The sequence below is a fragment of the Nocardioides sp. genome (assembly GCF_051876515.1).
GTDB lineage: Bacteria > Actinomycetota > Actinomycetes > Propionibacteriales > Nocardioidaceae > Nocardioides.
Window position 1 is genome coordinate 1 of record NZ_JBJEHY010000059.1, and the last position, 15,879, is coordinate 15,879.

General features: G+C 70.9%; 13 protein-coding genes and 1 tRNA gene. 7 read left to right on the forward strand and 7 right to left on the reverse strand.

What is annotated here, in order from left to right; all coding sequences use genetic code 11:
• The first annotated feature begins 163 nt into the window (after window positions 1-163).
• The 3 genes from ACI379_RS03705 to ACI379_RS03715 all read left to right on the forward strand — a co-directional run bounded on the left by ACI379_RS03705 (window position 164) and on the right by ACI379_RS03715 (window position 3,255).
• Window positions 164-1,594, forward strand: a complete 1,431-nt coding sequence (locus ACI379_RS03705; RefSeq protein ID WP_439790715.1) for a tetratricopeptide repeat protein — start codon at window positions 164-166, stop codon at window positions 1,592-1,594.
• 76 nt (window positions 1,595-1,670) lie between these two features.
• The gene (locus tag ACI379_RS03710) at window positions 1,671-2,573 is read left to right on the forward strand and encodes an alpha/beta fold hydrolase (RefSeq protein ID WP_439790716.1); all 903 of its coding nucleotides are present in this window, start codon (window positions 1,671-1,673) and stop codon (window positions 2,571-2,573) included.
• A gap of 154 nt (window positions 2,574-2,727) precedes the next feature.
• A complete protein-coding gene (locus tag ACI379_RS03715) occupies window positions 2,728-3,255 on the forward strand; it encodes a DUF3145 domain-containing protein (protein ID WP_439790717.1) in 528 nt (175 codons plus the stop codon).
• Window positions 3,256-3,377: 122 nt separating this feature from the next.
• Here ACI379_RS03715 and ACI379_RS03720 read toward each other — a convergent pair whose 3' ends face one another.
• From ACI379_RS03720 to aceE, 7 genes are all read right to left on the reverse strand, one after another.
• On the reverse strand, window positions 3,378-4,811 hold the full coding sequence (locus tag ACI379_RS03720; protein WP_439790718.1) for an acyl-CoA carboxylase subunit beta: 1,434 nt from the start codon (window positions 4,809-4,811) through the stop codon (window positions 3,378-3,380).
• Window positions 4,811-6,049: a beta-ketoacyl-[acyl-carrier-protein] synthase family protein gene (locus ACI379_RS03725; RefSeq protein WP_439790719.1), complete on the reverse strand. Its 1,239-nt coding sequence runs from the start codon at window positions 6,047-6,049 to the stop codon at window positions 4,811-4,813. The genes ACI379_RS03720 and ACI379_RS03725 overlap by 1 nt, the downstream gene beginning before the upstream one ends.
• Before the next feature lie 69 nt (window positions 6,050-6,118).
• Complete coding sequence (locus ACI379_RS03730; RefSeq protein WP_439790720.1) at window positions 6,119-6,364, reverse strand: acyl carrier protein; 246 nt, start codon at window positions 6,362-6,364, stop codon at window positions 6,119-6,121.
• Between the two features lie 90 nt (window positions 6,365-6,454).
• Entirely contained in the window at window positions 6,455-7,468 is a 1,014-nt protein-coding gene (locus tag ACI379_RS03735; protein WP_439790721.1) for a beta-ketoacyl-ACP synthase III, read from the reverse strand.
• Complete coding sequence (locus tag ACI379_RS03740) at window positions 7,465-8,649, reverse strand: acyltransferase domain-containing protein (RefSeq protein ID WP_439790722.1); 1,185 nt, start codon at window positions 8,647-8,649, stop codon at window positions 7,465-7,467. The genes ACI379_RS03735 and ACI379_RS03740 overlap by 4 nt, the downstream gene beginning before the upstream one ends.
• Window positions 8,650-8,755: 106 nt before the next feature.
• Window positions 8,756-9,940, reverse strand: a complete 1,185-nt coding sequence (locus ACI379_RS03745; RefSeq protein WP_439790723.1) for a PucR family transcriptional regulator — start codon at window positions 9,938-9,940, stop codon at window positions 8,756-8,758.
• A 13-nt stretch (window positions 9,941-9,953) separates the two neighbouring features.
• Window positions 9,954-12,689, reverse strand: a complete 2,736-nt coding sequence (gene aceE, locus ACI379_RS03750; protein WP_439790726.1) for a pyruvate dehydrogenase (acetyl-transferring), homodimeric type — start codon at window positions 12,687-12,689, stop codon at window positions 9,954-9,956.
• 223 nt (window positions 12,690-12,912) lie between these two features.
• Between aceE and ACI379_RS03755 the strand changes: the two genes are divergently transcribed.
• The 4 genes from ACI379_RS03755 (at window position 12,913) to ACI379_RS03770 (ending at window position 15,807) form a co-directional block, all read left to right on the forward strand.
• Window positions 12,913-13,347, forward strand: a complete 435-nt coding sequence (locus tag ACI379_RS03755) for a DUF3052 domain-containing protein (protein WP_439790727.1) — start codon at window positions 12,913-12,915, stop codon at window positions 13,345-13,347.
• Between the two features lie 51 nt (window positions 13,348-13,398).
• Entirely contained in the window at window positions 13,399-15,012 is a 1,614-nt protein-coding gene (locus tag ACI379_RS03760; RefSeq protein WP_439790724.1) for an AMP-binding protein, read from the forward strand.
• 12 nt (window positions 15,013-15,024) lie between these two features.
• Window positions 15,025-15,522 (forward strand): peroxiredoxin, encoded by a 498-nt coding sequence (locus ACI379_RS03765; protein ID WP_439790725.1) that lies wholly within the window; start codon window positions 15,025-15,027, stop codon window positions 15,520-15,522.
• 210 nt (window positions 15,523-15,732) lie between these two features.
• A tRNA-Val gene (locus tag ACI379_RS03770) sits at window positions 15,733-15,807 on the forward strand.
• Window positions 15,808-15,879 lie beyond the last annotated feature (72 nt).

Consider the following 15,879-nt stretch of genomic DNA (forward strand, 5'->3'; position numbering starts at 1 on the left):
TTTCAGCGCCGATGGTACTGCAATCGAGAGGTTGTGGGAGAGTAGGACGCCGCCGAACAACTTTTCCGTAGAGGCCACCTGCGTTGCAGGTGGCCTCTACGTCATTTCAAGACCAAGTGGTACGCAGTAGATTGGCTGTGACCCAGTGAGAGGAAGCATCGTCGTGGCAGAGGACCGTCGCAACCAGCGTTCGTCAGAGGACGGCCCGGGGGACTCCCGGAGCAGCGGAGGTGGCCGGTCCCCGCGCGGTGGATCCTCGTCCCGCGGCAGCCGGCCCCAGGGCGGCGGCTCGCGCCCCCAGTCGGGTGGAAGCTCCTCGAGCGGCCGCGGTCAGAGCTCCGGCCGGTCCTCGGGCGGGTACAAGAGCTCCCGTGATGGTGAGCGCGGCGGTTACAACCGCTCCGGCGACGGACAGCGCCGTGACGACCGCGGCGGGTACAAGGGTTCCCGCGACGGCGAGCGTGGTGGCTACCAGGGCTCGCGTGACGGTCAGCGCAGCGGTGGGTACCAGGGTTCCCGCGACGGCGAGCGTGGTGGCTACCAGGGCTCGCGTGACGGTCAGCGCAGCGGTGGTTACAAGGGTTCGTCCAGCGGTGAGCGTGGCGGCTACAAGGGCTCCTCGTCCAGCGGCGACCGCGGTGGTTACAAGGGTTCCCGTGACGGTCAGCGCAGCGGTGGCTACAAGGGTTCGTCCAGCGGCGAGCGCGGCGGCTACAACCGCTCCGGCGACGGACAGCGCCGTGACGACCGGGGCGGCTACAAGGGTTCGCGGGACGGACAGCGTCGCGACGACCGCGGAGGCTACAAGGGAGGTCGTGACGACCGCCGTGGCGGTCAGGGCGGCGACCGTCCGTACTCGCGTCCGCGCCGCGACGACCGCAACCGGGACGACGTGCCCCGCACCGCGGGCCAGGCTGTCTACGACGGCCCGCCGCTGCCCGACGAGATCACCGGGCGCGAGCTCGACCGCAACGTCATCGCCCAGCTCAAGGGCCTGCCCGAGAAGCTCTCCGCACGCGTCGCCCGTCACCTCGCCGCCGCCCAGGCGCTCATCGAGGAGGACCCGGAGACCGCGTACCAGCACACGCTCGCTGCGCGCGCCCGGGCATCTCGCCTCGCCATCGTGCGTGAGGCCGTCGGCGAGTGCGCCTACGCCGCGGGGCACTACGCCGAGGCGCTCTCCGAGCTCCGCGCCGCCAAGCGGATGAACGGTGCCACGGACTACCTGGCGGTCATGGCGGACTGCCACCGGGCGCTCGGCCACCCCGAGCAGGCCCTCAAGCTGGCCAAGAGCCCGTCGGTGAAGAACTTCCCGTCCGACGCCAAGGCTGAGATGACCATCGTCGAGGCCGGTGCCCGGCGTGACATGGGCCAGCTCGACGCTGCCCTGCGTACGCTCGAGCTCGCCCCGCTCATGTCCAAGAGCCGCGAGCCCTGGGTGGTGCGCCTGCGCTACGCGTACGCCGACACCCTCGTCGCCGCCGGCCGCGAGTCCGACGCCCTCATGTGGTTCCACCGCACGTACGCGATCGACTCCGACCAGCTGACCGATGCTGCGGAGCGCGCGGAGGAGCTCGAGAAGAAGCGCGACTGACGTAGACCAGAACGAGAGGGGTGGCGGTCCTGATGGACTGCCACCCCTCTCGTCGACTTCGTGGGACACTCCCTGCGTGAGACGAGTGGAGCGCCCCGCACTGGAGGGATCCGTCGCCGTCAGGGACGGGCGACGGCTCAGCTACGCGGAGTTCGGTTCCATCAACGGGCCCGTCGTGGTCTGGATGCACGGGACGCCCGGCGCCCGTCGGCAGGTGCCGTTCTCGTTGCGTTCGTTCGCGGCCGAGCGGGGAGTCCGCGTGATCGGGATCGACCGCCCCGGCATCGGCTCGTCCACGCCCCACCTGTACCAGGACATCGTCGACTGGACCCCGGACCTCGAGATCGTCCTCGACCGGCTCGGCGTCGAGCAGGCCAGCATCGCCGGCCTGTCCGGGGGAGGGCCGTACGCCCTCGCTGCCGGTGCTGCGCTGCCCGATCGGGTCCGGAGCGTCGGGGTCATGGGGGGAGTGGCCCCCACCGTCGGACCGGAGGCGATCGACGACGGGCCCATCCAGCTCGCCGTACGTCTCGCCCCGTACCTCAAGCCCGTGATCCGGCCCGTCGGGTTCGGCCTCACCAACGCCATCAAGATGGTGCGGCCCTTGGCCGGCGGCGTCCTCGACCTGTACGCGGTGTTCCAGCCCGACGGGGACAAGCGGCTGCTGCAGACGCCTGAGTTCCGGGCGATGTTCCTCGACGACCTGCTCCGCGGCACGCGGTTCCAGGCCACCGCCCCGCTGGCCGACCTGGTGCTCTTCACGCGCGACTGGGGATTCCGCCTCGCCGACGTCGGGACGCCCGTCCACTGGTGGCACGGCGACGAGGACCGCATCGTCCCGGTGCACCACGGGGAGCACTGCTCCCTGCTGCTGCCGGACGTGGACTTCACTGTCGTGCACGGCCAGTCCCACCTCGGTGGACTCGAGCTCTCCTCCGACGTCGTCACTCGCCTGGTGGGACTCGTCTCCGAGGAATGAGTCGAATCGTGGTGTCGCGCTGGAAATCGCGCGTCACATGAGCCACAATGGCAGACGATAATCACATAGGTGTCACTTTGGCCCTGTTGAGCAAGGGACGTCAGACCGCTGGGGAAGGCGTATCTGGAGCGTCTTGTACTCAAGGAGGTCCACAGTGACTACACGCAATGCCATCCGCCCGGACGGTCCGGGGACACGGGGCATCCTGTACGTGCACTCCACACCCTCTGCACTCTGCCCGCACATCGAGTGGGCCGTGGGCGGGGTCCTCGGTGTAGCCGTGAACCTCGACTGGACGTCCCAGCCCGCACAGCCCGGCACCTACCGTGCCGAGCTCTCGTGGACCGGTTCCGCGGGGACCGCTGCCGCCGTCGTCTCCGCACTGCGCGGTTGGGACCGCCTGCGCTTCGAGATCACCGAGGAGCCGACGCACGCGACCGAGGGCTCCCGCTACTCCTTCACCCCTGACCTGGGCGTGTTCCACGCCGTCACCGGCCTGCACGGCGACATCATGATCCCCGAGGACCGGCTCAAGGCCGCTGTCGTCAAGTCGGCCATGGGGGAGACCACCCTCGAGAACGAGGTCGACAAGCTCCTGGGCAAGCAGTGGGACGACGAGCTCGAGTCCTTCCGCTACGCCGGCGAGGGCGCGCCGGTCCGCTGGCTGCACCAGGTCGTCTGACACGACCCACCCAGCGGTCGTACGCCGACCGATCCAGACGCCACAAGGGCGGCCCCGTCAGGGGCCGCCCTTGTCGTGTGTGCGGTGCTGTGGATGGCCTCGAGAGGACTCAGCGTCTCAGCTCACAGCGGGATGTTGCCGTGCCGTCCCCGGCGGACGCCGACCTCGTCGATCTCGGCGCGGATGGCGGCGGCGATCGCCGTACGCGTCCGGTCGGGCATCACGATCTCGTCGACCACGCCGATCTCGACGGCCTTCTCCACGCCACCGGCGATCCGCTCGTGCTCGGCGGCCAGCTCGGTCTCCACCTGACCGCGCAGGTCGGGCTCGACCTCGGCCAGCCGACGGCGGTGCAGGACCCGTACGGCCGCGACAGCGCCCATGACGGCGACCTCGGCGCCCGGCCAGGCGAACACCTTGGTGGCGCCCAGCGAGCGCGAGTTCATCGCGATGTACGCGCCGCCGTACGTCTTGCGGGTCACCAGCGTCACGCGGGGGACCACGCTCTCGGCGAAGGCGTGCAGCAGCTTGGCGCCGCGGCGCACGACCCCGTCCCACTCCTGGCCGACACCCGGCAGGTAGCCGGGGACGTCGACGACCACGATCAGCGGGATGCCGAACGCGTCGCACAGGCGGACGAACCGGGAGGCCTTCTCGGCCGACAGGGAGTCGAGGCAGCCGCCGAGGCGCAGCGGGTTGTTGGCCACCACGCCCACCGTACGGCCACCGAAGCGGCCGAGCGCGGTCGCGATGTTGGGAGCCCACTTCGTGTGCAGCTCCTGGGCGGTGCCCTCGTCCAGCAGACCCTCGACGAGCGGGTGCACGTCGTAGGCGCGCTTGCGGGACTCGGGGAGGAACGACTCCAGGTCCACGTCGGTGACGGCCTCGTCGTCGAGGCTGCCCTGGGCGCCGAGCAGGGTGGCGATGCCGCGTGCCCGCTCCAGGGCCTCCTCCTCGGACTCGGTGAGCACGTGGACCACGCCGGAGCGACGGCCGTGCGGCTCGGGGCCGCCCAGACGCAGCATGTCGACGTCCTCGCCGGTGACCGACCGGACAACGTCCGGACCCGTGACGAAGATGCGGCCCTCGGGGCCGAGGATCACGATGTCGGTGAGCGCCGGGCCGTACGCCGCGCCGCCGGCGGCCGGGCCGAGCACCACCGAGATCTGCGGGATGACCCCGGAGGCCTGCGTCATCACGTTGAAGATGCGCCCGACGGCGTGCAGGGAGAGGACGCCCTCGGCGAGGCGGGCGCCGCCGGAGTGCCACAGACCGATGATCGGCACCGAGTCGGTGAGTGCGCGGTGGTAGGCGTCCACCACGACGGCGCACCCGGCGTCGCCCATGGCGCCGCCCATCACCGTCGCGTCACTGCAGAACGCGACCACCTGGGTCCCACGCACCCGACCGATGGCCGCAAGCATGCCAGAGCCGTCGTCCTCGCTGAGGAGCTCCAGCGTGCCCTCGTCGAAGAGCGCCGTGAGCCGCGTGAGGGGGTTGCGCGGGTCGTCCTCGCGCGGCAGCTTGGCCGCCGAGCGCTGCGCCGTGGTGCTCATCAGATGCTCCCGAACGCCACGGCGACGTTGGCGCCGCCGAAGCCGAAGGAGTTGTTGAGGCCCACGATGTCGCCCGCGGGGAGGTCCCGCGCGCTGGTCGGGATGTCGAGGTCGACCTTCGGGTCCTTGTCGTCGAGGTTGATCGTCGGCGGGGACACGCGGTGGTGCAGCGCGAGCACGGTGGCCACGGCCTCCAGCGCGCCGGCGCCACCGAGCAGGTGGCCGGTCATGGACTTGGTGCTCGTCACCACGGCTGAGGTCGCCTGGGCGCCCAGAACCTGGTGGAGCATGAGTCCCTCCGCCACGTCGCCCTGCGGCGTGGAGGTGGCGTGGGCGTTGACGTGCACCACGCTGCGCGGGTCGACGTCACCGTCGGCCAGCGCACCCCGGATCGCGCGCGTGCCGCCGCGACCCTCGGGGTCGGGCTGGGCGATGTCGTGGGCGTCGTTGCTGATCGCGGCACCCAGCAGGGTCGCGTAGATCCGCGCGCCGCGGGCGCGGGCGTGCTCCTCGGACTCGAGGATGAGCGTGGCGCCACCCTCGCCGAGGACGAAGCCGTCGCGAGCCGTGTCCCAGGGGCGGGACACCGTCGTGGGGTCGCCCTCGTTCTTGGACAGGGCCATCATCTGGGCGAAGGCCGCCATCGGGAGCGGGTGGATCGCGGCCTCGGTGCCACCGGCGATGACGACGTCGGCGCGGCCCAGACGGATCATGTCGAGAGCCAGCGCGATCGCCTCGTTGCCCGACGCGCACGCCGAGGTGGGCGCGTGCACGGCGGCGCGGGCGCCGTACGCCAGGGAGACGTTGGCGGCCGGAGCGTTGGGCATCAGCATCGGGACGGCGAGGGGGGAGACCCGTCGCGGGCCCTTCTCCTTCAGCGCGTCGTAGTTGCTGAGCAGGGTGGTGACACCACCGATGCCGGAGGCCAGCGAGACGCCGAGACGCTCGGACTCGAGACCTGAGTCGGCCAGCCCGGCGTCGGCCCACGCCTCCGCGGCCGCGACCATCGCGAACTGGCTGGAACGGTCGAGCCGGCGAGCCTTGACGCGCTCGAGCACCTCGGTGGGTTCGACCGCGACGCGGGCGCCGATCTTCACCGGCTGGTCGGCGGCCCACTCGTCGGTGAGGTGGCGGACGCCGCTGCGGCCGGCGAGCATCGCCTCCCAGGTGGTGGGGACGTCGCCTCCCAGGGGAGAGGTGGTCCCCAGACCGGTGACCACGACACGGGTGGAACTCATCGCGAGACTTCCTTCTCGTCAGTGAATGGGACGGGGTGGCCGGGAAGACCCGGCCACCCCGGGTGGTGCTCAGGCAGACGCGCGCTCGATGTACGCGACGGCGTCGCCGACGGTCTTGAGGTTGGCGACCTCGGAGTCGGGGATGGAGACGCCGAACTTCTCCTCGGCCGCGACGACCACCTCGACCATGGACAGCGAGTCGACGTCGAGGTCGTCGACGAAGGACTTGTCGAGCTGGACGTCCGCGACGTCGACGCCGGCGACCTCGTTGACGATCTCGGCGAGGTCGGCGCGGATCTCTTCGGTGGTGGCCATGGGCCTTCCTTCCTGGTTGGTGTTGCCTGGGTTTGGGTGGTGCCTGTGGTGCTGCGGGTGGTGCTGGTGACGGAGACCCGTCCGGTCAGGTCAGGGGACGACCACGACCTGTGCGGCGTAGGCGAGGCCTGCGCCGAACGCGATGAGGAGCGCCAGGTCGCCGCTGCGGGCCTCGCCCGAGGCGATCATGGCGTCCAGGGCCAGCGGGATCGACGCGGCCGAGGTGTTGCCCTGCTCGGCGATGTCGCGAGCGATGCGTACGTGCTCGGGCAGCTTCATCGAGCGCGCCATGGCGTCGATGATCCGCATGTTGGCCTGGTGGGGGACGAAGACGTCCAGGTCGTCGGCGGTGATGCCCGCCTTCGCCAGGGCTTCGTTGGCAACCTTGGCCATCGTGAACGAGGCCCACCGGAAGACCGGGTTGCCCTGCATCGTCAGGTGGGGCATCACACCCGAACCGGGGTGCTCGTCGCTGCCGACCACGTCGCGCCAGTCCTCGCGCTGACGGATCAGGTCGAACTGCTCCCCGTCCGAGCCCCACACGACCGGCGAGATGCCGGGGCGGTCGCTCGCTCCGACCACGGCCGCACCGGCGCCGTCGGCGAAGATGAACGCGGTGCCGCGGTCGGTCAGGTCGGTGATGTCGGAGAGTCGCTCGACCCCGATCACCAGCACCTTGCCGGCCGTGCCGCCGCGGACCAGGTCGGAGGCCAGGGCGATCCCGTGGCAGAAGCCGGCGCAGGCGGCCGAGATGTCGAAGGCCGGAGCCTTGTCGGTGCCCAGCTCGTGCGCGATGGCCGTGGCGATGGCCGGCGTCTGCATGAGGTGGCTGACGGTGGCCACGATGACGCAGTCGATGTCGACGGCCTCCACCCCGGCGTGCTCGAGGGCCTTGCGCGCCGCACCGACGCTCATCACCTGGATGGTCTCCTCGGGCGAGGCGAACCGGCGCGCCCGGATGCCCGAGCGCTGCTGGATCCACTCGTCGCTCGAGTCGATCGCGTCCACGATCTCCGCGTTTGGCACCTCGATCGAGGCACGGTACGAGCCGATCCCGAGGATCGCTGCGTGCGGAGCCGTGGGGGTGGAGGACATCACGATCACGAGACGGCCTCGGGGTGCAGACGGAGCAGCGGCTGGCCGGGCGAGACGATGTCGCCGTCCTCCACGAGCCACTCGACGACGCGACCACCGTGCGCGGAGACGACCGGCGTCCGCTCGCGCAGGCTGGCGAGCTCGCCGATCACGGTGCCGGGAGCCAGCACCTCGGTCTCGCGCGCCTCGGCTGAGACGTGGAAGGTGCCCTTGCCGGGCGCCACCACCATGCGCCACGTGGGCGTGATGGTGAGCGGGGAGGGCTCGCCGTGCTTGCGGATGAACTCACGCGCCGCGTCGAGCTGGTCGGGGGTCTTCAGGGCGAACGTCTCCACACCCTTCATGGCACGCTTCGCGATGCCGGTGAGGGTGCCGGCCGGCGGCATCTCGAGGATGCCGGTCACGCCGAGGTCGAGCATCGTGTCCATGCACAGGTCCCAGCGCACCGGGCTGGCGATCTGGCCGACGAGCCGCGCCACCAGGTCGCGGCCGCTGTGCACGACCTGTCCGTCGCGGTTGGAGATGACCGGCGTACGGGCGTCGTGGGTGGAGACCGAGCGGGCCAGCGTGGCCATCCGCTCGACGGCCGGACCCATGTGGTGGGTGTGGAACGCGCCGGCGACGCTCAGCGGCATCAGACGGGCCTTCGCGGGCGGGTCGGCAGCCAGGGCGGCGAGCTGCTCCATGGTGCCGGCGGCCACGACCTGGCCGGGGCCGTTGTCGTTGGCGGGGGTCAGGCCGTGCTTCTCGATGGCGGCCAGGACCTCGTCGCGGTCACCGCCGAGCACGGCGGTCATGCCCGTCTCGGTGACCTTGGCGGCGGCGGCCATGGCGGCGCCGCGCTCGCGTACCAGCACCATCGCCTGCTCGGCGGTGATGGCGCGGGCTCCGGCCGCGGCGGTCAGCTCGCCGACGCTGTGGCCGGCGACCGCCCCGATGCGCGCGAAGGCGTCGGCGGGGTGCGGGAAGATCTCCAGCGCGGCGACGAGGCCGGTGGCGACGAGGAGCGGCTGCGCGATCTCCGTCGCACGGATCGCGTCGGCGTCGGCCTCGGTGCCGTAGTGCACCAGGTCGATGCCGGCCACGGTGGAGAGCCACTCGAAGCGGGCGGCGAAGGTGGGGTCCTCCAGCCAGGGACGCAGGAAGCCGGGGGTCTGGGAGCCCTGTCCGGGGGCGACGATGACGAGCACGTCTCAACTCTGTCCGGTGGCCCGGCGCGATCGGGAGTCGGGGCGTACGAAACTCGCCCCCAGAATTTTGTAGGAGTCCTACAAAGCCTCGAGAGGGTGCCTCGGGCTAGGGAACGCGTCGGCCGGACTGCTGACCGAGCACCAGCGCGATGTGCAGGGTGAAGGCGTCGCGGGGCTGGCCGGGGGAGAGGCCGGTGATCTCGGCGACCTGACCGAGGCGGTAGCGCACCGTGTTGGGGTGCACGAAGAGGGCGCGGGCCGTCGCCTCGATCGACGAACCGAGCTCCAGCCACGTGGAGAGCGTCTCCAGCAGCGTCTCCTTGCCGTCGGCGAGGAGCATGTACACCTCCTCGACGAGGTGCCGGCGGGCGTGCCCGTCGCCGGCGAGCGCGCGCTCGGCGAGCAGGTCACCGCTGCTGACCGGACGCGGCGCGGCGGGCCATCCGGCGGCCGACCTGTACGCGCTGCTGGCCGCGCGCGCCGACAGGTGCGCTTTGGACAGTCCCACCATGACGGGGCCGACCACCACCGGGCCCGGCCCGAACCGGTCGGCGACGTGCGAGGCGGCCGTACGGGGGTCCTCGACGCTGCCCAGGATCACCACCAGACGCTCACCCTGAGCGGCACACATGGCGTCCATGTCGTGCGCGCGGGCGGCCCGGCGCACGTCGTCGAAGTTGTCCAGCTCCGACCGGTCGCTGGGTACGGAGCCGATCACCACCGCGACCGGTGCTGCGGCGTCCCAGCCCAGCGCGTTGGCCCGCGAGAGGACCGCGTCGTCCGGCTCGGCGCGCAGGACCGCGTCCACGACCAGGGCCTCCAGCCGGGCGTCCCACGCGCCTCGCGACTCCGCGGCACGTGCGTAGACCTCCGCCGAGGCGAACGCCACCTCACGTGCGTAGCGCAGCAGCGCCTCGTGCACCTCGGGGGCGTCGTCGGGGTGCAGGATCTCGTCGATGTTGGCCTCGACGATGTCGATGCTCAGACGGATCATCTCGACCGTCTGCTGCAGCGTGATCACCCGGGTGAGCTCGCGTGGGGCCGAGCCGAAGATGGCCGCGGTCAAGGGCGCCTCCCGGGCCGGCGCCTCCGTGTCGTACCACTCGACGAACTGGCGGATGCCCGCCTGGAGGATGACACCCACCCATGAGCGGTCCTGGGCGCTGAGCCCGGCGAACCACACCATGTCCGAGGCCATGCGCGTGGTCGCGGCGGTGCTGAGCGCTCCGGTGGAACGCTGCAGCGCCGCCGCTGCCCTGCGGCGCCGGGACGCCGGGGGCGAGGTGCTCACGGGTGGGTGTGCCTCACGCGTCGCCGCCCTCCTGGACGGCACCCTGCACGGCCGTGGGGTCGTCGATCCGGTACTTGGCCAGCGCCTCGGCGACCTTGTCGGCACCGATCTCGCCCGCGTCGGCCAGCGCCTGCAGCGCCTGGACCACGACCGACTCGGCGTCGACGTTGAAGAACCGTCGAGCAGCCGGACGGGTGTCGGCGAAGCCGAAGCCGTCGGTGCCCAGCACGCGGTAGTCGGCCGGAACCCACCGGGCGATCTGCAGCGGGACGGCCCGCTGGTAGTCCGACACGGCCAGGACCGGGCCGGCGTGACCGGTCAGCTTCTCCTGGACGAACGGGACGCGCGGCGCCTCGGTCGGGTGCAGCAGGTTCCACGACTCGGTCGCGACGGCCTCGCGGGCCAGCTCGTTCCACGACGTGGCGGACCACAGGTCGGCGACGACGCCCCAGTCCTCGGCGAGCAGCTCGGCCGCCTTCTCGATCCACGGGAACCCGACGCCGCTCGCCAGGAGCTGAACGCGCGGACCCTCGCCGGTGGCGGTGGAGACCTTGTGCAGGCCCTTGAGGATGCCGTCGACGTCGACGTCCGCCGGCTCGGCGGGCTGCGAGACGGGCTCGTTGTAGACCGTCAGGTAGTAGATGACGTTCTCGCCCTCGGGGTGCTCCTCGCTGGTGCCGTACATCCGGCGCAGGCCGTCCTGCATGATGTGCGCCGTCTCGTACGCGAACGAGGGGTCGTAGTGCACGACGGCCGGGTTGGTCGCGGCCAGCAGCGGGGAGTGCCCGTCCGCGTGCTGCAGACCCTCACCGGTCAGCGTGGTGCGTCCGGCCGTGGCCCCGATCAGGAAGCCGCGGGCCAGCTGGTCGGCCATCGCCCAGATGGAGTCGCCGGTCCGCTGGAACCCGAACATCGAGTAGAAGATGTAGAACGGGATCATCGGCTCGCCGTGCGTGGAGTACGAGGAGCCCGCCGCCGTGGCCGACGCCATCGCGCCCGCCTCGGAGATGCCCTCGTGGAGCAGCTGGCCGGCCTCGGACTCCTGCCACTTGAGCAGCAGCTTGCGGTCCACCGACTCGTACGTCTGCCCGTGCGGGTTGTAGATCTTGGCGCTCGGGAAGAACGAGTCCATGCCGAAGGTGCGGAACTCGTCGGGGGCGATCGGCACGATGCGCTTGCCGATCTCCGGGTCGCGCATCCAGTCCTTGAGCAGACGCACCAGCGCCATGGTGGAGGCGATCTTGTTCTTGCCCGAGCCCTGCTTGAGCTCGGAGTAGACGTCGTCGCCGGGGAGCTTGAGGGCCTTGGCCTTCACCTCGCGCTTGGGCAGCGAGCCGCCCAGGGCGCGGCGGCGCTCCATCATGTACTCGATCTCCGGCGAGTCGGCGCCGGGGTGGAAGAACGGCGCGGTCTTGCTGGACTCGTACGACTCGGTGATCTCCTTGTCGCTCATCGGCAGGCGCAGACGGTCGCGGAACTTCAGCAGGCTGCCGAGGTCCAGCTTCTTCATCTGGTGGCTGGCGTTCTTGCCCTCCAGCGCCTCCAGCGTCCACCCCTTGACGGTGTGGGCGAGGATGACCGTCGGCTGGCCGACGTGCTTGGTGGCGGCGTCGAAGGCGGCGTACACCTTGCGGTAGTCGTGGCCGCCGCGCGGCAGCTTCTCGATCTGCCGGTCGGTCATGTGCTCGACCATCTTGCGCAGACGCGGGTCGGGGCCGAAGAAGTGCTCGCGGTTGTACGCGCCGCTCTCCACCGAGAACGTCTGGAAGGCGCCGTCGGGGGTGGCGTTCATCTGGTTGACCAGGACGCCGTCGACGTCACGGGCGAGCAGGTCGTCCCACTCGCGGCCCCAGATGACCTTGATCACGTTCCAGCCGGCGCCGCGGAAGACGGACTCCAGCTCCTGGATGATCTTGCCGTTGCCGGTCACCGGACCGTCGAGCTGCTGCAGGTTGCAGTTGACCACCCAGGTCAGGTTGTCGAGCTCCTCGCGGGCGGCCACGCGGATGGCGCCCAGCGACTCCGGCTCGGCCATCTCGCCGTCGCCCATGAACGCCCACACGTGCTGCTGCGAGGTGTCCTTGATGCCGCGGTTGGCCAGGTAGCGGTTGAAGCGCGCCTGGTAGATCGAGTTGATCGCGGTCAGGCCCATGGAGACCGTGGGGAACTCCCAGAAGTCCGGCATGAGGCGCGGGTGCGGGTACGAGGGGATGCCCTGGCCGAGGCCGTGCTGGACCTCCTGGCGGAAGTGCATCAGCTGCTGCTCGCTCAGGCGGCCCTCGAGGAAGGCGCGGGCGTAGATGCCCGGCGACCCGTGACCCTGGATGTAGACCTGGTCGCCGCCGCCGGGGTGGTCCTTGCCGCGGAAGAAGTGGTTGAAGCCGACCTCGTACAGGCTGGCGGCCGACTGGTAGGTGGCGATGTGGCCGCCGACCTCGAGACCCGGGCGGTTGGCCGAGGACACCATGACCGCGGCGTTCCAGCGGATCATCGCGCGGATGCGGCGCTCGGCGTCCTCGTCACCGGGGAACCACGGCTCGCGCTCGGGCGGGATCGTGTTGATGTAGTCGGTGCTGCGCAGCGCAGGCACTCCGACCTGGCGCTCCCGGGCGCGTTCGAGCAGCCGCAGCATCACGTACCGGGCGCGCTCGCGGCCGCGGTCGTTGATCATCGAGTCGAAGCTGTCGATCCACTCGTGGGTCTCGTCAGGGTCGATGTCCGGCAGCTGTGTGGGAAGGCCCTCGTGGATGACAGGCGGTGCGGAGTAGGCGGCCTGGCGAGAGGACTGGCTTGCGGGGGATTGCCCGGCGTTCGCGGATTCACTCACGTCCCCCATGCTCCCACTCCCGGCATCTACCCGCGAGTACACCTCCCGACGGCACGCCCGGGAGGCCCGCAAGGTTGCGCGGAGGCTGAGACTCCGGTGGACTACGGGCACTCCGTCGTACGCGGAGGTCAACGGCATGAAGGAGATGAGGGTGAGTCCGACCGCGGGGGGCGATGCTCCCACGACCGGTGCTGGAGCCAAGCTGGGCATGACGTCCGGCATGGTGGTCCAGGAGCTTGGCTGGGACAACGACACCGACGACGAGCTGCGTGTCGCGATCGAGGACGCGATCGACGCGGACATGGTCGACGGCGACCACGGCAACGTGGTGGACGGTGTGGTCCTGTGGTGGCGCGAGGAGGACGGCGACCTGGTCGACGGACTGGTCGACGCGCTGGCCGACCTGGTGGGCGGTGGAGCCATCTGGCTGCTGACCCCGCGGGTGGGGCGCCCGGGGGCAGTTGACGCCGCCGACATCGCCGAGGCCGCACCGATCGCCGGACTGGCCCAGACCACCACGGCGACCGTCAGCAAGGACTGGCAGGCTACGCGACTGGTCCGGCCGAAGTCGCCACGCTGAGGCAGGCCCCGTCCCGCTGACTCCGCACCCCTGACCGGGAGGTCTGCTGCCATGTCCCGCGCCCGTTCCATCGCCCGTTCGGCAGCTGTTCTCGGGGGTGCTCGGATCCAGCGGGCCACCAGCCCGGCGGCGTACCCCGCACTGATCCGCACGATCCGGGCGTGGGGGACCGGTCCTGCGGGCGGCTTCGCGTCGCTGGCCGTGCGCAACCCGCGGGGCGTGGGCATCGTCGACGAGCGGGGCGAGCTGACCTGGTTGCAGCTCCACGAGCGCGCCAACGCCCTGGCGCGCGGCATGGCTGCACTCGGGGTCTCCCAGGGGGACCGGGTGGCGGTGATGTGCCGCAACCACGCGGGGTTCGTCGAGGCGACCGTCGCGGCCGCGCGCCTGGGCGCCGACCTGCTGTACCTCAACACCTCGTTCGCGCGGCCCCAGCTGCTGGAGGTGCTTGCGCGCGAGGAGCCGGCACTCCTGGTCCTCGACGAGGAGTTCCTCCCGCTCACCGCGGGGGAGGGGGAGCAGGGCGCGGACGAGGTCCCGCCCGTCGTCGTCGCCTGGGTCGACTCCGACCCCGCGACCCTCGCGGTGCCCACGGTCGACTCCGTCGTGGCGGAGCACGAGAGCACCGACCTCGACCCGCCCCGGCGGCACGCGCGCATCGTGATCCTCACCTCCGGCACGACCGGCACGCCCAAGGGCGCCCCGCGCAAGGAGGCGGGCCTCAGCGCCGCCGTGTCGCTGCTGAGCCGGATGCCGATCCAGGGCGGCTGGCGCACCCACATCGCGGCGCCCCTGTTCCACACCTGGGGGTTCGCCCACATGGCCTTGTCGATGCTGCTGGGCACGCCCATGGTGCTGACCCGCCGGTTCGACCCGGAGACCTCCCTGCGGCTGCTCACCGAGCACCGCTGCGAGGCCTTCGTGGTGATCCCGGTGATGCTGCAGCGCATCCTGGCCCTCGACGAGGAGGCCCAGGCCTCCGCCGACCTCTCCGCCCTCCGCGTGGTGGCTGCCTCCGGCTCCGCGCTGCCGGGCACGCTGGCGCTGTCGTGGATGGACCGCTTCGGCGACAACCTCTACAACATGTACGGCTCGACCGAGGTCGCGTACGCCTCCGTGGCCCGGCCCGACGACCTGCGTGCCGACCCGACGTCTGCCGGTCGCCCGCCGCACGGCACCGTCGTGAAGATCCTCGACGACGAGGGGCGCGAGGTGCCGCAGGGGGAGACGGGGAGGATCTTCGTCGGCAACGCGCTGCTCTTCGAGGGGTACACGGGAGGCGGCTCGAAGGAGATGGTCGACGGCCTGATGTCCACCGGCGACCAGGGACGGTTCGACGCGGCCGGCCGCCTGCACGTCGAGGGACGCGACGACGACATGATCGTCTCCGGCGGCGAGAACGTCTTCCCCCAGGAGGTCGAGAACCTCCTGATGACCCACCCGATGGTGGTCGAGGTAGCAGCTGTCGGCGTCCACGACGAGGGGTACGGCCAGCGGCTCAGGGCGTTCGTGGTGCGCTCGGGCGACGTGGAGGTGGACGAGCTCAAGCAGCTCGTCCGGGACGGGTTGGCCAGGTACAAGGTGCCTCGTGAGATTGTGTTCGTCGAGGAGCTGCCGCGCAACGCGACCGGCAAGATCCTCCGACGCGAGTTGGTCAAGTGGTGACGAAGGAGTTCGATGGCAACGCAGTCCGGTACGCCCGCCGTCCTCGAGGTGGGCAGTCTGGCGCCTGACTTCACCCTGTCCGACCAGTTCGGGCAGGACGTGACGTTGTCCTCGTTCCGCGACCGCAAGGCCGTGGCCCTGGTGTTCTACCCGTACGCCTTCTCGGGGGTGTGCACGAGCGAGATGGCCGCGATCCGCGGGAGCCTCGACCAGTTCATGACCTTCGACACCGAGGTCCTGGCGATCAGCTGCGACCCGATGTTCACGTTGCGCGCCTTCTCCGACGCGGAGGGTCTCAACTTCCCGCTGCTGTCGGACTTCTGGCCGCACGGCGACGTGGCGAGGGCGTACGGCGTCTTCGACGAGCGCCGGGGGGCGCCGCGGCGCTCCTCGTACGTCGTCGACCGGTCCGGGGTGGTGCGCTGGTCGGTGCACAACGAGCCCGGCCACGGACGAGACCTCTCCGAGCACCTGGCCCAGCTGCGTGGGGCCGGCGAGGCGCAGGGGTGATTCCGCGGTCCCGGAGAATTTGTTCGACGAATAGTGGGATTCCTCGGACGACTCTTGATCCCACCCCGTAGAGTTCTGATTGTTGAACCGCTGGTGACCCGAGACGCCAGCGGTTCAACTCATTTCCGGGCACGGGACGTCCTGCGCGGTGGGCCGTCCTGCGGGAGCCGGCAGCGTTCCCGTAGTCTGTGCCACGCCTCACGGCACCCCGCGTCGGTAGCTCAGCGGTAGAGCACTCGGTTTACACCCGAGCGGTCGGCGGTTCGAAACCGTCCCGACGCACCACCTTCCTCCGCTGCCCGCGCGCGTGCCCCGTCGCATGACCCGCGCGCGTGACCCGTCGCATGAGAGGGCTCT

Excerpts from the sequence above, each read along its gene's own strand:
- ACI379_RS03765 (WP_439790725.1), top strand. The coding sequence starts at position 15,025 with ATGGCAACGCAGTCCGGTACGCCCGCCGTCCTCGAGGTGGGCAGTCTG.
- ACI379_RS03720 (WP_439790718.1), bottom strand. The coding sequence starts at position 4,811 with ATGAGCACCACGGCGCAGCGCTCGGCGGCCAAGCTGCCGCGCGAGGAC.
- ACI379_RS03760 (WP_439790724.1), top strand. The coding sequence starts at position 13,399 with ATGTCCCGCGCCCGTTCCATCGCCCGTTCGGCAGCTGTTCTCGGGGGT.
- ACI379_RS03755 (WP_439790727.1), top strand. The coding sequence starts at position 12,913 with ATGAGGGTGAGTCCGACCGCGGGGGGCGATGCTCCCACGACCGGTGCT.
- ACI379_RS03725 (WP_439790719.1), bottom strand. The coding sequence starts at position 6,049 with ATGAGTTCCACCCGTGTCGTGGTCACCGGTCTGGGGACCACCTCTCCC.
- ACI379_RS03730 (WP_439790720.1), bottom strand. The coding sequence starts at position 6,364 with ATGGCCACCACCGAAGAGATCCGCGCCGACCTCGCCGAGATCGTCAAC.